The sequence below is a fragment of the Corynebacterium sp. HMSC074C01 genome (genome assembly GCF_001814605.1).
GTDB lineage: Bacteria > Actinomycetota > Actinomycetes > Mycobacteriales > Mycobacteriaceae > Corynebacterium.
The window spans coordinates 19,918-38,504 of sequence record NZ_KV817238.1; the positions used below are offsets into that span (position 1 = coordinate 19,918).

The 18,587-nt window shown below is 57.8% G+C and carries 17 protein-coding genes and 1 tRNA gene; 9 read left to right on the forward strand and 9 right to left on the reverse strand.

Features of this window, described 5'->3' with window-relative positions; genetic code table 11:
• Positions 1 to 13 precede the first annotated feature (13 nt).
• Positions 14 to 952, reverse strand: coding sequence for an ABC transporter ATP-binding protein (locus HMPREF2978_RS00345; RefSeq protein WP_210383601.1), 939 nt, complete (start codon positions 950 to 952; stop codon positions 14 to 16).
• 90 nt (positions 953 to 1,042) lie between these two features.
• On the reverse strand, positions 1,043 to 1,885 hold the full coding sequence (locus HMPREF2978_RS00350; RefSeq protein WP_070743335.1) for a class I SAM-dependent methyltransferase: 843 nt from the start codon (positions 1,883 to 1,885) through the stop codon (positions 1,043 to 1,045).
• Between the two features lie 59 nt (positions 1,886 to 1,944).
• On the opposite strand from HMPREF2978_RS00350, the gene HMPREF2978_RS00355 reads away from it, so the two are divergent.
• Positions 1,945 to 2,979, forward strand: a complete 1,035-nt coding sequence (locus HMPREF2978_RS00355) for a CE1 family esterase (RefSeq protein ID WP_246818699.1) — start codon at positions 1,945 to 1,947, stop codon at positions 2,977 to 2,979.
• A 22-nt stretch (positions 2,980 to 3,001) separates the two neighbouring features.
• On the opposite strand, the gene HMPREF2978_RS00360 is transcribed toward HMPREF2978_RS00355, so the two are convergent.
• A complete protein-coding gene (locus HMPREF2978_RS00360; protein ID WP_371326348.1) occupies positions 3,002 to 4,297 on the reverse strand; it encodes a site-specific DNA-methyltransferase in 1,296 nt (431 codons plus the stop codon).
• 484 nt (positions 4,298 to 4,781) lie between these two features.
• Between HMPREF2978_RS00360 and HMPREF2978_RS00365 the strand changes: the two genes are divergently transcribed.
• Together HMPREF2978_RS00365 and HMPREF2978_RS00370 are read left to right on the forward strand one after the other, a co-directional pair.
• On the forward strand, positions 4,782 to 4,988 hold the full coding sequence (locus HMPREF2978_RS00365) for an antitoxin (RefSeq protein WP_070524841.1): 207 nt from the start codon (positions 4,782 to 4,784) through the stop codon (positions 4,986 to 4,988).
• A 240-nt stretch (positions 4,989 to 5,228) separates the two neighbouring features.
• Complete coding sequence (locus HMPREF2978_RS00370) at positions 5,229 to 6,638, forward strand: WHG domain-containing protein (protein WP_070743338.1); 1,410 nt, start codon at positions 5,229 to 5,231, stop codon at positions 6,636 to 6,638.
• Between the two features lie 337 nt (positions 6,639 to 6,975).
• On the opposite strand, the gene HMPREF2978_RS00375 is transcribed toward HMPREF2978_RS00370, so the two are convergent.
• The 3 genes from HMPREF2978_RS00375 to HMPREF2978_RS00385 all read right to left on the reverse strand — a co-directional run bounded on the left by HMPREF2978_RS00375 (position 6,976) and on the right by HMPREF2978_RS00385 (position 8,723).
• A tRNA-Pro gene (locus HMPREF2978_RS00375) sits at positions 6,976 to 7,049 on the reverse strand.
• A gap of 89 nt (positions 7,050 to 7,138) precedes the next feature.
• On the reverse strand, positions 7,139 to 7,537 hold the full coding sequence (locus tag HMPREF2978_RS00380; protein WP_070524844.1) for a YchJ family protein: 399 nt from the start codon (positions 7,535 to 7,537) through the stop codon (positions 7,139 to 7,141).
• Positions 7,538 to 7,544: 7 nt separating this feature from the next.
• Positions 7,545 to 8,723, reverse strand: coding sequence for a bifunctional alpha/beta hydrolase/OsmC family protein (locus tag HMPREF2978_RS00385; RefSeq protein WP_210383602.1), 1,179 nt, complete (start codon positions 8,721 to 8,723; stop codon positions 7,545 to 7,547).
• Positions 8,724 to 8,819: 96 nt separating this feature from the next.
• Between HMPREF2978_RS00385 and secA2 the strand changes: the two genes are divergently transcribed.
• The 5 genes from secA2 (at position 8,820) to HMPREF2978_RS00410 (ending at position 14,101) form a co-directional block, all read left to right on the forward strand.
• The gene (secA2, locus tag HMPREF2978_RS00390) at positions 8,820 to 11,111 is read left to right on the forward strand and encodes an accessory Sec system translocase SecA2 (RefSeq protein ID WP_070743357.1); all 2,292 of its coding nucleotides are present in this window, start codon (positions 8,820 to 8,822) and stop codon (positions 11,109 to 11,111) included.
• Positions 11,112 to 11,198: 87 nt separating this feature from the next.
• On the forward strand, positions 11,199 to 11,630 hold the full coding sequence (gene odhI, locus HMPREF2978_RS00395; protein ID WP_010186533.1) for an oxoglutarate dehydrogenase inhibitor Odhl: 432 nt from the start codon (positions 11,199 to 11,201) through the stop codon (positions 11,628 to 11,630).
• A 117-nt stretch (positions 11,631 to 11,747) separates the two neighbouring features.
• Positions 11,748 to 12,503, forward strand: a complete 756-nt coding sequence (locus HMPREF2978_RS00400; RefSeq protein ID WP_010186535.1) for a transcriptional regulator FtsR — start codon at positions 11,748 to 11,750, stop codon at positions 12,501 to 12,503.
• Positions 12,504 to 12,639: 136 nt separating this feature from the next.
• On the forward strand, positions 12,640 to 13,230 hold the full coding sequence (locus HMPREF2978_RS00405) for a bifunctional nuclease family protein (RefSeq protein WP_070743341.1): 591 nt from the start codon (positions 12,640 to 12,642) through the stop codon (positions 13,228 to 13,230).
• Positions 13,231 to 13,540: 310 nt separating this feature from the next.
• Positions 13,541 to 14,101, forward strand: a complete 561-nt coding sequence (locus HMPREF2978_RS00410; protein ID WP_210383604.1) for a MerR family transcriptional regulator — start codon at positions 13,541 to 13,543, stop codon at positions 14,099 to 14,101.
• Positions 14,102 to 14,230: 129 nt separating this feature from the next.
• On the opposite strand, the gene HMPREF2978_RS00415 is transcribed toward HMPREF2978_RS00410, so the two are convergent.
• From HMPREF2978_RS00415 to HMPREF2978_RS00425, 3 genes are read right to left on the reverse strand one after another with little or no spacing between them, the layout of a single operon-like run.
• The gene (locus HMPREF2978_RS00415) at positions 14,231 to 15,031 is read right to left on the reverse strand and encodes a vWA domain-containing protein (RefSeq protein WP_070524851.1); all 801 of its coding nucleotides are present in this window, start codon (positions 15,029 to 15,031) and stop codon (positions 14,231 to 14,233) included.
• 56 nt (positions 15,032 to 15,087) lie between these two features.
• Complete coding sequence (locus HMPREF2978_RS00420) at positions 15,088 to 15,942, reverse strand: 3-methyladenine DNA glycosylase (RefSeq protein ID WP_070743344.1); 855 nt, start codon at positions 15,940 to 15,942, stop codon at positions 15,088 to 15,090.
• A complete protein-coding gene (locus HMPREF2978_RS00425; protein ID WP_070743347.1) occupies positions 15,939 to 17,231 on the reverse strand; it encodes a DEAD/DEAH box helicase in 1,293 nt (430 codons plus the stop codon). The genes HMPREF2978_RS00420 and HMPREF2978_RS00425 overlap by 4 nt, the downstream gene beginning before the upstream one ends.
• Before the next feature lie 115 nt (positions 17,232 to 17,346).
• Here HMPREF2978_RS00425 and HMPREF2978_RS00430 point away from each other — a divergent pair, with 115 nt between their 5' ends.
• Positions 17,347 to 18,156, forward strand: a complete 810-nt coding sequence (locus HMPREF2978_RS00430) for a hypothetical protein (protein WP_246818700.1) — start codon at positions 17,347 to 17,349, stop codon at positions 18,154 to 18,156.
• Positions 18,157 to 18,587: the final 431 nt, after the last annotated feature.

Sequence of the window (18,587 nt, forward strand, 5' to 3'; positions counted from 1 at the left end):
GGTGGTTGCCTCCTTATAGGGCAGTGGTTGCTGAGGACTCATTGGAAAGCTCCAGGAAGGAATCCTCCAAGCTGTTGCCGGTGATGGTGATATCGCGAGCCGCGGTTTCAGTGAGCAGGTAGCGGGCTACCGCGTCGGAGTTCCGAGTCGTGATGAGAAGACTTGTCTCAGAGTGTTCTTGGTGGACAACTCCTGGCAGTGCAGTACTTAAGAGGGAATCCGGCAGCCCGCCGGGAAAGGTGGCACGGATAGTGCGGGTGGAATTGGTATTGCGAATTTTCTCCGTGGAGCCGTCGGCTTGGAGTGCGCCCTTGTTGAGCATGACGATGCGCTCGGCAAACGCATCTGCTTCCTCAAGGTAGTGAGTAGTAAGCACAATGGTTCGGCCGGCTTCAGCCTCGTCTCGCATCGCCTCCCAGAAGTGACGCCGAGCGCTGGCATCCATGCCGGCAGTGGGTTCGTCGAGAAGCAACAGCTCCGGATCCCCCAACAGCGCTAAGCCGAACCGCACACGCTGTTGCTCGCCGCCGGAGCATTTCCCTACCCGGCGCGAGAGAATATCGCCCAAGTTGGCGCGCTCGATAATCTCGTCCCATGGGCGGTGAGATGGGAAGGCTGCGCCAAGAAGCTCGAGGGTTTCTTTTACGGTGATATCTGGAAGCAAGCCACCAGACTGCATGACCGCGCCGATGCGTCCAGTCTTCGCTGCTTCTTGTGGTGAGGTGCCGAGCACGCTGATAGTGCCCGAGGTTGGGTTCGTGAGCCCAAGGATGAGGTCGATGAGTGTGGTCTTGCCAGCGCCATTCGTGCCCAGCAGGCCAACGATTTCACCCCGGTGAATGGTGAGGGAGACGTCGTGAAGCGCCTGCACAGAAGCGCGGGAGGATGCGTTGAAAATCTTGCTGACGCCGTCGACGTCAATTACCGGTGGGAGTGTGCGTGGTGTGCTCATATCTTCACGCTAGGTTCGGGAAGTAATCGCAGCGTAGACGTGGTGTCACCACTCAGGCATGACAGATGTCATGGTGAGGCAGGCCAGGGTCTACTCACCATCGCGGGCCAACACGAATGCATCCGTACGGTACGGGATTCGAAGAACTTGCCCAGGGCGAAAGCCCATGTGTTCGTAGAGATACCAGTTGAGGTTATACGTCATGCGTTCATGGATTTTCTTGCCATTGCGAAGCCAATAGGAGCGGGTATGCATGAGTGAATGCAGATCTTCGGGGCTCAACTCGTGCTCCCACGTTAAGCGCAGCTCGTCACGGAGTGTCCACGGATCGCTAAAGCCGGGGTAGAAGCCGGGACGGTGGACATCTCCTGAATGCATGATTCGAGAGAGCCGGAGGATCCAAGGGTCAGCGTTGACGTCCATCGTATTCCATACCAAAAGTACCTTTCCTCCTGGGCGGAGCACTCGGTCAAATTCCGCACAAGCTCGCTTCACATCAACCCAGTGCCAAGTTTGCGCGCAGGCGATGGCGTCGAGACAGGAAGAGCGCACAGCCATGTCCTCAGCCGTTGCACGCCAGCACGGAATCCCAAGTCGAGACAGCACACGCGTCATGTCATGGGAGGGGTCACTGGCGTAGACAACGGGATTGCTCAATGACTCGGTCAGTTTGCCAGTGCCTGCACCAACGTCGAGGACTGTGTGCGCCGAGGCGATGAGCTGCGATACTTCCGGTGGATATCCCGGACGCACGTCATGGTAGGCATCGGCCCCTTGGTTGAAAGCATGGGCAGAAGCCACCCGCTGCTCAGCAGTGCTGAAATTGGGAGACTCCTTCCCGGATGCCCGGCGGTAGCTGGGATAGTGCTCGGGCAACGGGTAGGAAGATGGCGTGCCCAGGGAATCTGTTGGGTCGGAAGGCAATGAGCTCATGATGTTCTCAAACTTACCGCGACGCTGCAGGTTCGTGGATGTTGGTGGGATGTTTTAAGGTGGACGAGGATATTTTTCCGACGATGAACGTGGCGAGGGGAAAGATGGGCCAAGATTCCGCAGCGCGGCTGCGCCGGTTGCGCGCGCTCGCTGGGGCTGTCGCCGTCGCGGCAAGTGTCATGGCATTGGCGTCGTGCAGCTCGGCTGAAGAGGAAGCGCCTACGTCAACCTCCCCAGCAGAGTGGACAAATGATCTTGGTATCCCACTAGCTCCCATGCTGGTCGGCCCGGAGCCTGGACACACGAAGAAAGTTCGGTTGGCCTCTGGGCGGAGCTTCCTCCTCCATGTGCCTGAAAACTACACGCCTGAACGTTCTTGGCCGGTGCTGCTATCTTTCCACGGGTATACAGATTCCCCTGAGAATATGGAGCAGTACACCCAGTTCAATGCTGCTCACGCCATCGTTGCTTATCCAGCGGGGGAGAAGGCCGCGTGGGCGCCAGCCCCCTACGCTGCTACTAGCGCGGAAGAAGACCTAGAATTCGTTCGCACCCTCGTGGACAGTCTGCGCTCTACTTATGAGGTGGACGATAACGCCATCTATGCTGCGGGTCTGTCCAACGGCGGCGGATTCGCAGCCTTCTTGGCCTGCCGCATGCCGGGTACTTTTCGTTCTGTAGCGACCGTGTCGGCGGCATACTACGAAGGCATCCATACAGATTGTTCAGATAAACCTGTCGGCCGTTTGGATATCCACGGTACGAAGGATCCCGTGGTTAATTACGAGGGCGGAGTGCGTCACGATACCGCCTATTCTTCAGTATCAGAGGTGCTTGGGCAGGATCAGCGGCGCAATAAGTGTCGCGGCGACGTCGACTCTGTGCGCCTGACAAACGGTGCCACTAGAGAGACCTGGACTGCCTGCGAAGCACCGCTGCAGCATATCCGCATTGAAGGCGGCTCTCACGTATGGCCAGGCGGTAACAACGATACGAAAATCGAGGTCGGGCAAGGATTTGCTACTGATGCGGTACTGGATTTCTTTGGCATCCCTGGGCGCCCAGAAGGCACTGAAGAGCACGGAGTGGCCTAGAACCACTGATGGACGGATCATTCTAGGTCAAGGTGAAGTGATCAAAGGGCACATCGAGTGAGTGGACCCGCGCGAGACAAATATCCGCAACCGTTTCAAAACCCGCTTGGCGCGCGGCGCTGGATGCCTCTGTGGGTGCAGGTATTTGCACTAGGTGGAAAGAACGTTGGCCACCGTCTTCGCTGTTGAGCTCAACGACAGCTTGGGCGGTAGTTCCCGAGCCGGCGAAAAAGTCTACGACTACCGCGTCTGGACCGCCGGCGATTGAGATGAGGTGTTTGATAAGCCGCACTGGTTTCGGGAAATCAAAGACACCCGTGGTGCCAAGCGCCTCCTCGGCATCACGGCGGCCCGTGCGCGTGACTCCGAACCGTTCCCCATCCATGATGGAGCGAGGCCGCGCACCTTTCTTTTCGTAGTTCTTGGTGTAGACAAAACCGCGCCTGAACACCAAATCATCGTAGTGCTCAGCGACCTTGTCCTTACCCCACCGCCAGCGGGCAACCTCTGATTTACCTTCTGGCTGGTGAGGCCAGTACTCGCGGCCATCGGGGGCGACGATGGGGAAGTCCAGACTGGGCAAGTAACCTAGGGTTTTAGAATCCAGCCGGACAAGGGAGTATTTGCCTTTTTCGTCGCTATGGTTGTAGCGGGTCGAGGTCTGCGCCTCCATATCCACGTTGAATCCGTTGTTCGCTGGGGACTTTGCGTAACACAGGACGTATTCGTGCTCTAATACGGCATACTTCGAGTCATTCTTGCCGGTGCCACCCTTCTTCCAAATGAGTTGGCCTGCAAAGCAATCCTCCCCAAAAACTTCATTAAGGATCAGACGTAGATGGGCGCACTCCGATTCGCCGATGGACACCAGGATGAAGCCTGTATCAGCAAGAACCTCACGCGCGAGAATCAAGCGCGGCAACATCATGGAAAGCCATTCGGCATGCCATTGACCAAAATGCTCTGAGTGCATGTCGCGGCGCTGCCGGAAGTTGTCGCGATAGACAAAGTCTTTACCAGTGTTATACGGCGGGTCGATGTAGATGACATCCGCGCGTAAACCCCGTGCGATAAAATCATTCAGCGCTGCTAGATTATCTGCCACGTTAACGCTGTTGGGGGATGAACCGCGGCCGCTGATGAGCGTTCGTTTGCTTAGAACTTCTTCTTTGGCCAGCGCAGCAGCTTGTTCCTTACCCGGCCAGACAAGGCCGAATCCTGATTCCGTCTCTGTAGAAGTGCTCTTCACGGAGGAAGATGAGATGTGACGAGAGTGCGGGGCAGGACGAGGAGCTGGGGTGGTATGAGACGAAGACATCGTGGTGGTTGCTGTGATGGTGATAGAGGTTAAGGGCTAACAGGGCGATTAGGATTAGACGCTCTATATTCGCCTCATGCGACGAAGAGCGAAAAGCGCACATAGAGAATTGTGTACTCAGAGTACAAGCCTTCACAAATGAGAGGGTGACGGCAAGCGCCAAGTTGTTGAACGAAAAGGGGTAGATGGTGGGGGTGGGGCAACGATTCCTTTCTTAACTTTCTCAGAGTGCAAGATTTCGCATAGGCATTGTGCTGTTGACGGCGTCAATCAATAACTTTTGTGGCGAAGAGTCTGGGGCGTCGGTACGGTGGGGTGACATGCTGGCGTGCAGGCCGAGTGTAGCGACCATAGTGCATTTGTTCGCCGCGTTGGGAGTTGAGGAAAGCTACGTACGATAGCAGGAATCACTCGGACGTAGAGGTATTCGGCTGTTGTTGGCCAGCACTGTTAGAAATAGTGATCCAACGAAAGGACCGTAGAAATGGGTATTTTTGACAAAGCAAAGGACGCGCTGAACACCGATAAGGGTGAGCAGATTTCGGATAGCGCACTGGACAAGGGTGCAGAACTGGCTAAGGGAAAGCTGGGCGAGGATAAGGCAGATAAGATTGACTCTGCGCGTGACCAGCTTGATGAGCGCATTGGCAACCAGGGTGCTGAGGCCCCCAAGGGTGATGAGCAGAAGTAAAGCCTTTCCGACTCTCCGGCATGACAGCTTTAGACAGTTGGGCATGCCGTGTAACTCAAAAGGTCCTGTCCGCGAGGCGGGCAGGACTGTATAAGTTTTGTGGTGGTGCATAGTTCTTTGTGATTTTGGTTCGGTCATGGAGTCATAGGTGCCGGGCTGAACACTGTGAAAACTCTATAAATATTCCTATCTTGCGTTTATGGAACTAAAAAGGGCTATTTCCTAGGTAGGCTAATCACTGTGATTACTTCAGTTGGTGTGGAACGCGGTAACCGGCCCTCTCGGCAGCTACTTATTGAGCAAGCCGGCCGGGTCATTGCCAAGGCGGGCATTGATGAAGTCCGTCTTCGCGAGGTAGCAGACCAAGTCGATGTGCCCTTTGCGGAAGCTCAGGCGCTGTTTGCTTCTGAGGCTGAGCTTGTTGAAGCCACTAAACACTCGCTCAATGACGCATTGACCTCAGTAGTCGATTTGCATCTAGAACGCCTTCCTGAAAACGCAACTGCAGTGGATAAGCTTCGGGCCACAGGTCTGTCATATTTTTCTTTTGCGGTTGAGGATCCTTCTGCCTTCGCGGCATTTACTGGAGTCCACGCAACGCCGCGGTTGGGGCTTACAGCGGAGGATTTCGCCAATCCCGATGGGCGCGCTGAGAAGCGTCCTATTATGCGAATCCTTTTTGAGCTGACTGAAGAAGCGATTAAGGAATCTGGCGGCCCAGAGCTTGATGCAAAGGGGACGCTGCTTTCAGCGTTGTCTATCTTCTCGCATCTGCACGGCGTAACGCAGCTCGCTGCTGAAGGAATCCTGCGCTACCTTTCGCCAGCAGCAAAGAAGCAGACGTTTAGTGCTGTTATGGATACTCTCAGCGTTGGGCTTTACCCGTTCTTTAGGGGTGAGCGAATTGAACGCGCCATTCCTTATGGCTTGGTGGGCAAGCAGCCGGAAGTGCTTTTGACAAAGGCTAAGGATCTTCCACGCGCGACAGAAGAAGAGCAGCGTTCAGCGCTACTTCGGGGTGCTGTCGAGGAAGTTCTGGATCGTGGTGTAACCGGGCTGCACATTGGCGGGGCTGCAAAGCGCGCAGGTCTGAGAGTTCAAGAGGCTGAACACCTTATTGAAAGTGATCAGGAGCTGGCAAGCTACCTTGAGCGCTACCTGGACAAGATCAACTATGAGTTCATCTACCGTCAGGTCGCTGCTCTGCCGGAAGGCTCCAGTTCCATATCTAAGATCAAGGCCACTGGTTATGGGTATGTTTCGCACGCCCTGTATGACCCTCAAGGATTCGATGCGCTGATCAAGATCGCATCTGGGCCAATTGTTCCCATGTCATTCGAAGATGACTTCCTTCCGAATGCAAACAAGGCGGTCGAGCTCAAGCGCGACTTTAGCGAATTTGGACGAGCCTTTGGCTTCATTATGTCTCTTGTACGCGAGGTCATCGACGAGGTTGATGGGCCTCGCACCCCGTGGGTACTTTTTACCCTTGTCATTTCGGTATGGGCGGGCGCTCACGGTCTCTCCATGCTGAGCACGAAGGGGCCATTGCGTGGTTATGACTCAGACTTTATTTTTGAGGTCCTCACTCAGTATATGGATATCGAATTTGGCGGCATCATGCGAAGCCTCAGCGGTATGGCAAACTAGATTGACTTTCGTGGCCGTGCCGCGTTCCTAGTTGGCCTTAATCTTCATCACGGTTAATCTCCACTTCCTTAAGGGGAAGAGGAGATTTTTCTTCTTTATTCTTCCGTCTGGAGTTACTTTGTGGTGGGTGAGATATGCGTATTTTCTAGGTGCATATTGTGTGGCCGGAGGAGGAGAAGGCCCGCCGGAGTCGGAGGAGGCGCGCTGTTTGGCGACGACGCACTAGGCACTCTGAAGTTCTGAAGTACGGTGGGCTAGCCCGCTAGCCCGCCTGAGACCGCGAATGGCGAACGTGAGAAAAGGCTGGCCAGAAGCGCTCTGACCAGCCTGAATGCTGTCGGACTAACAGGATTTGAACCTGCGACCCCTACACCCCCAGTGTAGTGCGCTACCAAACTGCGCCATAGTCCGCCGTCGCACCGTTTGGTGCAACTGCTACAGATTACACCAGTAGTATTCGCTTCGACAAAATCCCTGTTCACCCTTTGTTTTAGAGGCAGCTAAAGCTCGCCGGTGGAATAGACCCATTTCCCGCCTTGGCGGCGGAAAGAGGAGCGTTCCCGCTGAGAGCCCTTGGCAGCGCCCTTATAGAAGGCCTCGAATTCCACGATGCCGGTCTGGTCCAAGGGGCCGCCCGCGACGGTGTCGATAATGTCGAGGCGATAAAAGCGAATGCCGGTCTCGGCAAGATCCAGACGTTCGGGTCGAGTTTCGGGGTCCCAAGTGCGCAACAAATAGTCCTCGTCGCCGGTGACGAAAGCACTGAAACGTGAGCGCATCAATGCCTCCGCTGAGGGAGCAGGCGTGCCCGCGTGGTAGCGCGAGCAGCACTCGCCAAACGTCAAACCAGTTCCGCATGGGCAGCGGGCGGCGGGGTCAAGGGGGTTGAGAACGATCATGGGTGGTCTATCCCGCAGTGATTCTCACGGTGGTGGTGACATCCACGGCCAGGAGGGGATCGATGGTGGAGGCTGCGGCGGCGTCGCCAAGCGCGCGTTGTTGGTCCGCAGTGAGGGAGGCCGGGAGCGTCACCGTTCGCGTAAAGCGAGTCTCGGACTCTTGGGTAACGCTGACGGACACCGACTCGAGAGCCTTCGCGTCAATTTTGTGCGCCTTGCCCGCCGCCATGACGGCCTGGGTGCTTGCCGTAACCAATGCGGACATGAGGAGGCCCTCAGCGGTAAATCCTTGGCCTTTACCGCCGTTCTTCTTCGTGCGGTCAGCGCTCACAGAGCGGTCATTGTGGCGCACGACGACGCCCATCCTGGTTCCTACTGCTGGGATGGCTACTGCGGAATCTTCAGCGACCGTTGCGGGAAGGTTTTCCGGGACAACGAACTGCTCCGCCCACGCGCCAATGAGATCGGCCGCGCGGGCTGCCGCGCCTTGTTTAGTCAAGAGGTGATCAGCCTTGTCCAAAGCGACGAGAGACTTGGGGTAGCGCGTAGTGCGGAAGATGTTCTGGGCGTTATCGATGCCAACGGTCTGATCAATTGGGGAGTGCAGCACCATGAGAGGCTTACGCAGACGCGGAAGGTATGCCTCTGGGTTGGTATCAGCAAGGTCTTCGAGGAAAAGGCGCGAAATAGTCAGCGCGCGGCCACCCAAGGTGACCTCTACCTCGCCATTGGCATCGACCTGGCCAATCTTGTCGGCGTAGTGCAGCACAGAGTGCGCGGGATCGAAAGGGGCGCCAATGGTGGCGACGGCCTTGAGGGAACGAATGTCATTGGCTGCTGCGAGAGCGGCCGCGCCGCCCAGCGAGTGGCCCATGAGCAGCTGCGGCGCGGAATAATTCTTGACCAGCCAGTCGGCGGCGGCCTGGATATCAGCAACATTTTGGCTGAAACATGTGTCCGCGAAATTTCCTTCGGATTGGCCTAGGCCAGGAAAATCGAAGCGCAGGGTAGCGATGCCAAAGTTAGTCAGCTGCTTGCTCACGCGGGCAGCGCCCGGGGTATGGCGCGAACCGGCAAAGCAGTGCGCAAAGATGGCGAAGGCTTGCGGAGGGGAGTCAGGGAAGTCGATGGTTCCGGCCATCGTGGTACCGGTGCTGGAGGGGAGCGACACGTTCACGGATTGCATGACCATAAGGATATAAGGGCGAACGCACGCCTGCGAACCGGGGTTGACTAGAGTCGATAGAAGACCTGTATGACGCACAAGGATGGAGGAGTGCTCATGGGCGCATTCGATTGGTTCTGGAAGGCAATGGGCGCGCAGTCCGAACGCAACAATAAGAAGTCGAAAGCCGTTGTAACGGCCGCAGATTCCGCGGTGGAGGATATCGCGAACCTGTCGGATGCAGAGGTTGCCGCCACCGCACGGGAGTGCGTGAAGGACGGCAAGATCGCGGATAAGTCCCGCTTCCTCGCAGCCCTGGCCGTGGCCAGTGAACGCAAGCTTGGCATGCGTCCTTTTACAGTCCAATCCCAAGCTGTGCTGCGACTTCTTGAAGGTGACGTTATCCAGATGGCCACCGGCGAGGGAAAGACGCTGGTGGGCGCCATGGCCGCGACTGGTTTCGCGCTCACCGGTAAGCGCGTGCACCTGGTGACAGTCAACAATTATCTAGCAGCGCGTGATGCCGAATGGATGCGCCCGCTCGTGGAATTCTTTGGACTCACGGTGGCCTCGGTAACGGAGAAGCTCGGCGCGGAAGAACGCCGCGCGGCCTACCTATCCGACATCATCTATGCGCCAGTCAATGAGCTCGGTTTCGACGTGCTACGGGATAACCAGATCACGTCCCGCGAGCAGACGGTGCAAGCGCGCGCGGATGTGGCGTTGGTGGATGAAGCGGATTCTGTGCTTGTCGACGAAGCCCTCGTCCCACTCGTCCTCGCCGGAAATCGCCCCGGTGAGGAATCTACGGGCCACATCACCAACGTGGTCTCCCGGCTGCGCGAGGAACAGGACTACGTTATCGCGGAGGATGGGCGCACGGTCGCGCTCACCGATGAGGGCGCGGCACGCGTGGAGCGCGAATTGGGCCTCGACTCTCTCTACTCGGAGGAGAACATCGGCTCCGTGCTAGTTAAAGTCAACTTGGCGCTGCACGCTAAGGCATTGCTTATCCGCGATATTCACTACATCATCACGGAAGGAAAGCTGCAGCTTATCGACGCCTCCCGCGGCCGCGTCGCCGAACTGCAGCGCTGGCCGGATGGCCTTCAAGCGGCGGTGGAGGCCAAGGAAGGCTTGGAGGTATCGGAAGACGGGCGCATCCTCGACACCATTACGCTCCAGGAGCTCATGCGGCGCTATCCGCTGGTGTGCGGCATGACCGGTACCGCAGTGGAGGCAACAGACCAACTGCGTCAGTTTTATGACCTGCACGTCTCCGTCATCGACCGTAACAAGGAACTGCAGCGCTTCGACGAACCTGACCGCATTTATGCCTCCGTGGATGAAAAATCCCGTGCCATCGTCAATGAAATCGTGGCAATTAATAGAACTGGACAGCCGGTGCTCGTGGGTACCCACGACGTTGCTGAATCAGAAGACCTCGCCGAAGCCCTCCGGGCACGGGGGATTACGGTCAACGTCCTTAACGCAAAGAATGATGAGGACGAGGCGCGCATCGTCGCGGAAGCAGGTGACGTGGGGCGAGTGACCGTGTCCACCCAGATGGCGGGCCGCGGCACCGATATCAAGCTTGGCGGCGCGGATGAGTCAGACCGTGAAGCCGTTGTTGAGAAGGGCGGATTGGCAGTGCTCGGCACGTCACGCCACCGCTCCTCTCGTTTGGATAACCAGTTGCGCGGGCGTGCAGGCCGCCAAGGAGATCCCGGGAAGTCTCTCTTCTTTGTCTCCTTGGAGGATGACGTGGTCAAACAGGGTGGGGAAGATGAATCCTTGTCCGCGCGACCTGATGCCAACGGGCTTATTGACTCCAAGCGGGTTCGTGATTTCATCGCGCACTGCCAGCGCGTGACCGAGGGCCAACTGCTGGAGATTCACGCACAGACATGGAAATACAACCAGCTGCTCGCGGATCAGCGCATCATCATCGATGAACGCCGTGCCAAGCTGCTCGATACCGATCAAGCCTGGCAGGAGTTGGCTGAGCGGGCGCCCGAACGTGCCGCTGAGCTGGCTGATATTCCTGCGTCGGCTCGTGAGCGGGCTGCCCGCGAGATTATGCTGTATCACCTAGATTTGGCGTGGGCCGACCACCTGGAGCTGATGGATGACGTTCGTGAATCTATCCACTTGCGCGCCATCGCTCGCGAAACGCCTATCGACGAGTACCACCGCATCGCGGTGCGTGAATTCAAGGACTTGGCGCAGCGGGCAGTTGATGATGCTCTTGATACTTTTAAGACTGTGCTTATTGATTCTGAGGGTGCCCACCTAGAGGATCATGGGCTGTCCCGACCGAGCGCCACGTGGACTTATATGGTCTCTGATAACCCACTATCTGGGGGCGGAAACTCCGTGCTCAAGGGCATAGGAAACATTTTCCGCTAATGTAAATGCGCCAGAGGTGACTCGCGCGGACAGCGGAGTCGCTAATATGGAATGAGTCAACATCGATCCGACCCTTCGGAGGTAAAAATGAGCGAGAATACCGGAACGCCGGAACCGCAGGCAGAGACTACTTCTGTCTTCCGCGCTGATCTTCTCAAGGAGATGGAAAACGGCACCGCGGCGGGTTCTGACGCCTCCGTTGCCGGCGCTGAGAACCTGGCAGAGGGCCAGGCGTTGCTCGTCGTAAAGCGTGGCCCTAACGCTGGCGCACGCTTCCTGCTGGATCAGCCGACCACCACCGCTGGACGCCACCCAGAAGCAGATATTTTCCTTGATGATGTCACGGTGTCCCGCCGCCATGCCGAGTTCCGCGCCAAAGATGGCCAATTTGAGGTTGTCGATGTCGGATCGCTCAACGGCACCTACGTCAACCGTGAGCCGCGCAACGCGCAGGTGCTGGAAGTAGGCGATGAAATCCAGATCGGTAAGTTCCGCCTGGTATTTATTGCCCCTAAATAAAATAGTTCTAGTTAGTAGGAACTAGTTGGGGACGAGGGGAGTAGGTTTATCTCGCTCCCTATCCACGTTCCCGCTGTGTCCAAGTGAAACCGTGTAGAAAGCAGTAGTAGTCCTATCGTGAGTGCGCAGAAGTCCACCGCCGCTGCCGCAGCAGCGTCTTCCGTGGCCAAGAAGACCAAGCCTGCTAAGCAGAAGCCTATGTCCATTGGCGTAACGCTGAAGCACGTTCAGAAGCAATTCCCGGACGTGACGGTGTCGAAGATTCGCTTCTTGGAATCCGAGGGGCTGATTACTCCGGAGCGCACCGCAAAGGGCTACCGTCGCTATTACCAAAAGGACTTGGACCGCCTGCGCTACATTCTGACCGCGCAGCGTGATCACTACACCCCGCTCAAGGTCATTCGGGAACAGCTGGATGCAATGGACTCGGGGCAGGTGACGGCTATTGTTTCCTCCCAGGCTGAGGCCCTCATCAGCGCTGAGCAGCTACGTGCCCCGGTGGTCACCAGGCTTACCGACGCCGACGTGGCCGACCAAGCCGGAACCACGCAGGAAAACATCGCGAAACTGGTCTCGGTGGGCCTGATCAAGCCGGATCCGGCGGGCTTCTTTGACACGGATGATGTGTCCATCGTTTCCGCGGCCGTCGCGCTGGAGTCCTTTGGGCTCGAGGCGCGGCAGTTGAAATCGCTGCGCAATGCTGCCCGCCGCCAGGCGGACATGATTTCGCAGGTGGCAACTCCGGTTGCGCATTCGAAGTCTGATACTGCCCCGCAACAGGCCGAAGAGCTGTCCCAGCAGATGGCGGCCCTGGTTTTATCGCTTCACGGGACGTTGGTCAAAACCGAGCTTCGCGACGAATTCCGACCTTAAGTCTTTCTAGGGCATTGATTCCTGGACCCGCGATGGAATGGCATGCGCCCAAGCTTCGCGACGACTTCTCGTGCCTTTCCGAGTATCTCTACGCCGCCTAGTTTATGTGTAAGAAAAGTGTGTAAAAGTGGGTCCCATGACTACTGAAGTACTGAAATTTCTAGGAATCCATCCCGTCGGTCCCGAGAACAATCTGTGTGCTCTTTTCTACTGGGAAGACGCGGACCGCCACGTGCCAGTGTGGGTCTCACCGATTGATGGGGCGCGCGTGCTGCAAGTCCTCGAGCGGCATTTCAACGCGCGGCCAAGCACCTACGAGCTGCTCATCGCCTTCGCGGACCAGCTCGACGGCATTGAGCACATCTGCGTCTCCGAGTATCGCAAGGGCGTTTTCATGGTTGATCTCGTGGACGGAACCGGCGAAGAGCACGATGCCCGTTTGTCCGATGCACTCGTCTTGGCAGACCACTATGGGCTGCCCATCCATTTTGAAAAAGGCGTGCTCGACGAGGTGGCCATCTACATTAGCGACGAGGACCTCAAAGAGTATTACGGCCTAGAGCGCGAGGCGGAATCCCCGGAGACCTTTCCAGAAAAGCGCATGCGTGATTTTCAAGAGCGAGCCGCTCAGCAGAATTCGCAGGACGATGATGACTTCGAGCAGATGATGCGTGATTCTGGCATATCGGAGGAGGACTTGCTCGGTGGAGAGGAAGGCGAAGACTAACTCCATCACTGCGAGGAGCCTAAGTTCCCCGTGGTTCAATATCGCACTTATGCCCTAAACCGGCCTTGATGGACACAGCGGCGCCTTGCGGGCGCCGCGTTTTTGTGCTGCCAGTGATAATTTTTAATGACACGCGTGTGACTAATGATGACAAAGTGAATCAAAAAGTCTAAAGTTCTACTAGAGGTTCACGCCGGACGACTCTTGACGCCGTCGCAGACGTGCCCTTTAATAGAAAAACAGAACTCCCCTCAAGTATCACTGGAGTAATTACGTGAGCAGTAAGAATGATCGTTCTGAGTCCAGCGCCATGCCGCTCGACGATGTCGCAGCCAACACCTACGTTCAGGAATCCCTCTTCGATGTAGGACCTGATGAGGAACTGGGCTACCGCGTTCCCATCGCTTGTCAGGTGGCTGGAATCACCTATCGCCAGCTGGACTACTGGGCGCGTACCGACTTGGTCAAGCCCTCGATCCGTACCGCCCGTGGCTCTGGTTCCCAGCGCTTGTACTCTTTTAAGGACGTACTGGTCCTGAAGATTGTCAAGCGCCTTCTGGATACCGGAATCTCCCTCCAGAACATCCGCCTCGCCGTGGAATCTCTGCGCGACCGCGGCGTCAATGATCTTGCTGAGCTCACCTTGGTATCGGACGGCACCACGGTCTACGAGTGCCGCTCTAACGACGAAGTTATTGACCTGCTGGCCGGCGGCCAGGGCGTGTTCGGAATCGCCGTGCCGGGTATTCTCAAGGAACTCTCTGGCACGATTACTTCCTTCCCAGCCGAGCGTGTTGTGGAGGAAGAAGACATCGACGTTGTCATTGGCCTCGACGAGCTAGCCGCTCGCCGCAAGCGCAAGACCTCCTAAAATTCTGCCGCAGGCAACCGCCGCTGCTCCTCCAGCGCACTGCAGCTCACGTCAGTGCCGTAGAGGATGTGGCGGCGTTTTGCTGTGCAGCCCTGGTTTTAGGTGACCGTACACCGCCGGCTGCGCATATTACGCCCCAGCGGCGCTCGTGATGCTTTCTTGGGCATCGGAGGGATTCGAGACAGTGGAGTAAACATCGGCGAGTTTCTCCAGTTCCACGTCCTTCTCGGCATCACCAATATGCACCACGGTCAAACTAACGCCCTCACCACGAGCGTTTTTGGCCGCCTCCGCAAAGCTTGCGTCATCCATATCTTGTTGGGTTCCCGTGGTAATCAGCACGACGCGAGTGTTCTCTCCGCTTCCAGCTGTTTGATCCGTGGCGTTATCGAGTGCCGCTACGACGGCGCTGCGTGTCTGTGGAACACCACCGGTGCCGAACTGCCCCACGGCAAAGGCGACGTTCTCGGCGTCGCCATAAGCAACATTTTGACGGAAGCCCACGGTGGCAGTCGCGGAAATGGGGGAGGAATAGTTCCAGAGAGCCACCTGGCTTCCCTTCGCGCCGACGGCCGACGCCGCCTCCGCCACGCCCTGAGTCACCGTATCGAAGTACGGCGCAAGGTTGTCGGAAGTATCGAGGAGGAACAGCGTATTCGGCGCGACATCTTCAGGGGCCTTGTTCTCCGAGGTGGGCGTGGTCGAAGAAGGCAGCTCTGATTCCGAAGACTTGGCCTCAGTGCTGGTGGGGGTCTCCTCAGCAGAAGTCGCGGAGGTTGTGTCTGCAGCCACTGTCTCAGTGTTTGAGGAGTCCCCCTCCCGGAAAAGGAAGAAACCGCCGATGGCCAAGGCTAACACCGCCAGGATGGCCACGATGATGACCCACGGCGCAAATGCGTAGTTATTCTTACCATCCGAGTGCCGGGCCATCTTTTTCCTTCCGCGCTGAGGTCTCGGGGCCGCGCAATGCGTCCCGACGGGTCACATCAATGGTTCCTCATTGTAGCGGCTAGCGTAGCCCGAATTTGGGAGACAAGCCGCGCACGGAGTGGCTCGGAGGCGTCGGCAAGCGCGCGTTGGCGCCGTACATACTCCGACTTTCCCTCGGACGTTTCGATAGGTACGACACCAAAGCCCCATTCGCGACAATCATAAGGAGAGGCCTCCATATCGAGCGTGCGTGCGGCGACGGCCAGCCGGAAGGTGTCAAGAAACAGCTCACCCGGCACCAACGGCCCCAATTTCCACGCCCACTTATAGAGATCCATGTTCACATGGACGCACCCTGCTTGGTCGTTTTCCGGCTGGTCTTCGCGATTCAGCACCGTGAGATTGAGCGGCCGCGCGGGCTCCGTAAAGAAACGGAAGGCATCGTAGTGCGTGCATTTGACGCGGTGCTTGTCGACGACCTCATTCGTCCCCTCCGCTCCTAACCGCAACGGCAAGTCGTGGCGAGGAGTATCGGTGTGGTAGACCATGGCCCATTCATGCAGCCCAAAACAATCAAATTGCGTGGGGTTGCACGTGGTCTTTTCCAGTAAGTCCAGGATGTAGCGCACGGTACCGCCGCGGCGCTCGAGGAAGGCCTCGGTGTCCAGCGTGACTCCCTCGGAGGTGTTGCGGTAGTAGCGCCATTCGCTGTGCGGAGCGTCCCCTTCCAGGGTGATACCTACGCCTGGGTGCCAACGGCGGAGATGCGAAGGGCGGACGGGGTAGTACTCGAAGAGGAAGTCGTAGACAGGGTGGTAGGAGCCTGGGTGGCGATAGCGCGCGAGGAACTCATCTGCTGACTCTTCATGCTTGCGCATCTGAGCTTGCCAGGCTGTGGTCTGCAGAATCATCGTTGACCTGCGTTGCCCCGTCGGCGGCGCGGGTTACGGCGGCGCTGGCCTTGGTTACCTGCTCGTTGACGCGAAGGCTGTTGCTGGTGTGGTGGCCCGAGCGGTTCACCCTTTGGCTTGCGTGCACCGGTCATCTGGGCAAGCTCAGGACTGCTGGCGGGGTTGGCGCGGTCGCTGATGTCGAGGTCGGTGTGTTTGACCCCGGCTTTCGCAATGAGTTTGGCCACTTCGTTGCGCTGTTCATCAGTGACGAGCGTGACCACGGTGCCTGAATCTCCACCGCGGGCCGTGCGGCCGGAACGGTGCAGGTAGGCCTTGTGTTCCGCGGGCGGGTCAACGTGGACGACGAGGGAAACGTCCGCGATGTCGATTCCACGCGCGGCGATGTCGGTGGCGACGAGCACCGGAACGCTGCCGTCGGCGAAGCCTTCTATAGCCTTCGTCCGCGAACCCTGGCCCTTATCGCCGTGGAGAGGCAGCGCATTGATTCCGACTCTGCGGAGCTTCTTGGCCTGCCTGTCGACGCCGTGCTTAGTGCGCATGAACATGATGGTCTTGCCTTTGCGGGCACCCAGGCGCAGGACGACGTCGTTGCGCGCCTCACGGGTGCCGATGAAAATCAGATGGTGTTCCATCGTGTCCACGGCGGCCTCGACGGGTGCGGTGGAGTGAGTTACGGGCTCGTGCATGAACTGCTCGACCAGTTTGTTCACCTCACCGTCGAGAGTGGCGGAGAAGAGCAAACGCTGGCCTTCTTCAGGGGTGAGCTTGAGCAGTTTGCGCACCTGGGGAAGGAATCCCATATCCGCCATCTGGTCGGCCTCGTCGAGGGCAGTGATGGTGACGTGGTCGAAGAAGAGCTTGCCCTGGTCGATAAGATCCTGTGCGCGCCCCGGTGTTGCAACGAGCAGGTCGACTGGGCGCGCAAGTGAGCGAATGTGGTTGTTGATGTTGACGCCTCCGACCACCGCAAGCACACGCAGGCCGAGGGCAGCTGCCGGTTCTTCCAGGCGCTGCTGGATCTGGGTCGCCAGCTCACGTGTTGGCGCCAGAACCAGCCCACGTGGGCGCGCTGGGCGGGAAACTCCGGATTCTGCCAGCCGGGACAACATAGGAAGACCGAACGTAAAGGTCTTCCCCGAACCGGTGGGGCCGCGGCCGAGGACGTCCTTGCCGGAGAGGGCGTCGGGAATCGCAGCTTCTTGGATAGGGAAGGGGGTCGTGATGCCCTGCTTATCTAGAACACGGACAACATCGCGGGGGAGGCCGAGATCGGCGAAAGTACTCATCGGTTGGCAGTCTAATGCGCAGCGCCGCCAGACCGAAAAGCTAGGACGGGGAACGGGCCTCGCGTCCTGCATTTTTCAGGATATTGTGACGTGGTTCTCTGTTAGATTGATGGGCATGACGAACCCTTTCGCTAACCCGCAACAACCGCCCGGTGGATTTGGCCAGAACCCACAGCAAGGGCAACCAGCGCACAACCAAGTACCGCCCGGATTTAACAATCAGAATCAAGGGCCTAACGCCAGCGGACCAGCAATGCCGCAGCCGCCGGAAAAGAAGTCAAGCTCGAAGAAGGTGCTGTGGATTGTACTAGCAGTAGTCCTTGTACTCGCTATTATCGCAGCCGTCGCAGTCGTTGCTGCAGTTTCCTTCTTCAAGGATGTCGCGGCCGATTTCGACGAGGCACCACGAGACGTCGCGGCTTCCGACGACGCGTATTGGAACAGCACGTACGACGCTGATGATGTCGACAGGATCCGCGCCTCTGAGGAAGCTGCTCCGGTACCCGCGCCGCTTATTGAGCTTTCGGACGAGTGCTATGAGGACACGTCTTTCTTTGGGCAGTCGGACTTTCTGAGCCTGGATGTACAGTGGGTTCCGACGATCTCTTGTATCTATGGCCCGGACAGGGAGTTCGTGGCTCAGTACACAGAGAACGCGGACGCGATTCGCGATACAGAAAGCGTTGGGCTGAGCGATTCCGTTGAGGACTTCACTTCGGCCCGCGGTTCTCAGATTGCCGCCTTTGGTGAGGCAGAGGAGTACGTGATTGCGGAAGTGCTTGAGGACGGTAGCGCGGTCATCGAGTACGTCATGGATGGCTATGACGACAACGGAGACGAAGCTGACTTGAATGATTTAGCAACCTATCTTGTGGGTGCAGGCATCCTTGAGCTGACTCCGGGAGGCCCGCCGGTGGATGCCTAGCTTTTAGCGGCGCACGTCCCTCCCATTCGCCAGCCGCACAGCCCGCGAGGGCGTATTTGTTATACGCAGACTGTGCGGAAAGGCGGGGTAGCGGGCGGCAGAGGATTCGGCCGACGTCGCTCCAGGTTGATGCCTTTCGAGTGCTGGCCTGAAAGTGTTTCGCTGCGGTTGCTCATCGGACGGTTGACTTGTTGTCACGCACCACAGGTGTCCCGTTAATCTTTTGGTTGGCGGGTTTTGTTCTTTAAGGGCTAAAGGGCCCACTGCTCCCGCTGTGTTTTGCGGCATGTGAACCGTGGCCTGGGATCTCCTAGTTTCCCGCGTACCTTGTTGTGGTTTGTGGGTGGTGTTGAACTGAAGGATCACCGATGTGCCCGTCAACGTTGCTGTGGTTGACGGGGGGCCTGACCCCCGGAAAGTAGACACGTCGG

Coding starts and splice junctions, on each gene's coding strand:
- HMPREF2978_RS00425 (WP_070743347.1), bottom strand. CDS start 17,231: ATGAGTACTTTCGCCGATCTCGGCCTCCCCCGCGATGTTGTCCGTGTT.
- HMPREF2978_RS00405 (WP_070743341.1), top strand. CDS start 12,640: ATGACTACTGAAGTACTGAAATTTCTAGGAATCCATCCCGTCGGTCCC.
- HMPREF2978_RS00410 (WP_210383604.1), top strand. CDS start 13,541: ATGCCGCTCGACGATGTCGCAGCCAACACCTACGTTCAGGAATCCCTC.
- HMPREF2978_RS00380 (WP_070524844.1), bottom strand. CDS start 7,537: ATGATCGTTCTCAACCCCCTTGACCCCGCCGCCCGCTGCCCATGCGGA.
- secA2 (WP_070743357.1), top strand. CDS start 8,820: ATGGGCGCATTCGATTGGTTCTGGAAGGCAATGGGCGCGCAGTCCGAA.
- HMPREF2978_RS00365 (WP_070524841.1), top strand. CDS start 4,782: ATGGGTATTTTTGACAAAGCAAAGGACGCGCTGAACACCGATAAGGGT.
- HMPREF2978_RS00345 (WP_210383601.1), bottom strand. CDS start 952: ATGAGCACACCACGCACACTCCCACCGGTAATTGACGTCGACGGCGTC.
- HMPREF2978_RS00350 (WP_070743335.1), bottom strand. CDS start 1,885: ATGAGCTCATTGCCTTCCGACCCAACAGATTCCCTGGGCACGCCATCT.
- HMPREF2978_RS00420 (WP_070743344.1), bottom strand. CDS start 15,942: ATGATTCTGCAGACCACAGCCTGGCAAGCTCAGATGCGCAAGCATGAA.
- HMPREF2978_RS00360 (WP_371326348.1), bottom strand. CDS start 4,297: ATGTCTTCGTCTCATACCACCCCAGCTCCTCGTCCTGCCCCGCACTCT.
- HMPREF2978_RS00415 (WP_070524851.1), bottom strand. CDS start 15,031: ATGGCCCGGCACTCGGATGGTAAGAATAACTACGCATTTGCGCCGTGG.
- odhI (WP_010186533.1), top strand. CDS start 11,199: ATGAGCGAGAATACCGGAACGCCGGAACCGCAGGCAGAGACTACTTCT.
- HMPREF2978_RS00430 (WP_246818700.1), top strand. CDS start 17,347: ATGACGAACCCTTTCGCTAACCCGCAACAACCGCCCGGTGGATTTGGC.
- HMPREF2978_RS00385 (WP_210383602.1), bottom strand. CDS start 8,723: ATGCAATCCGTGAACGTGTCGCTCCCCTCCAGCACCGGTACCACGATG.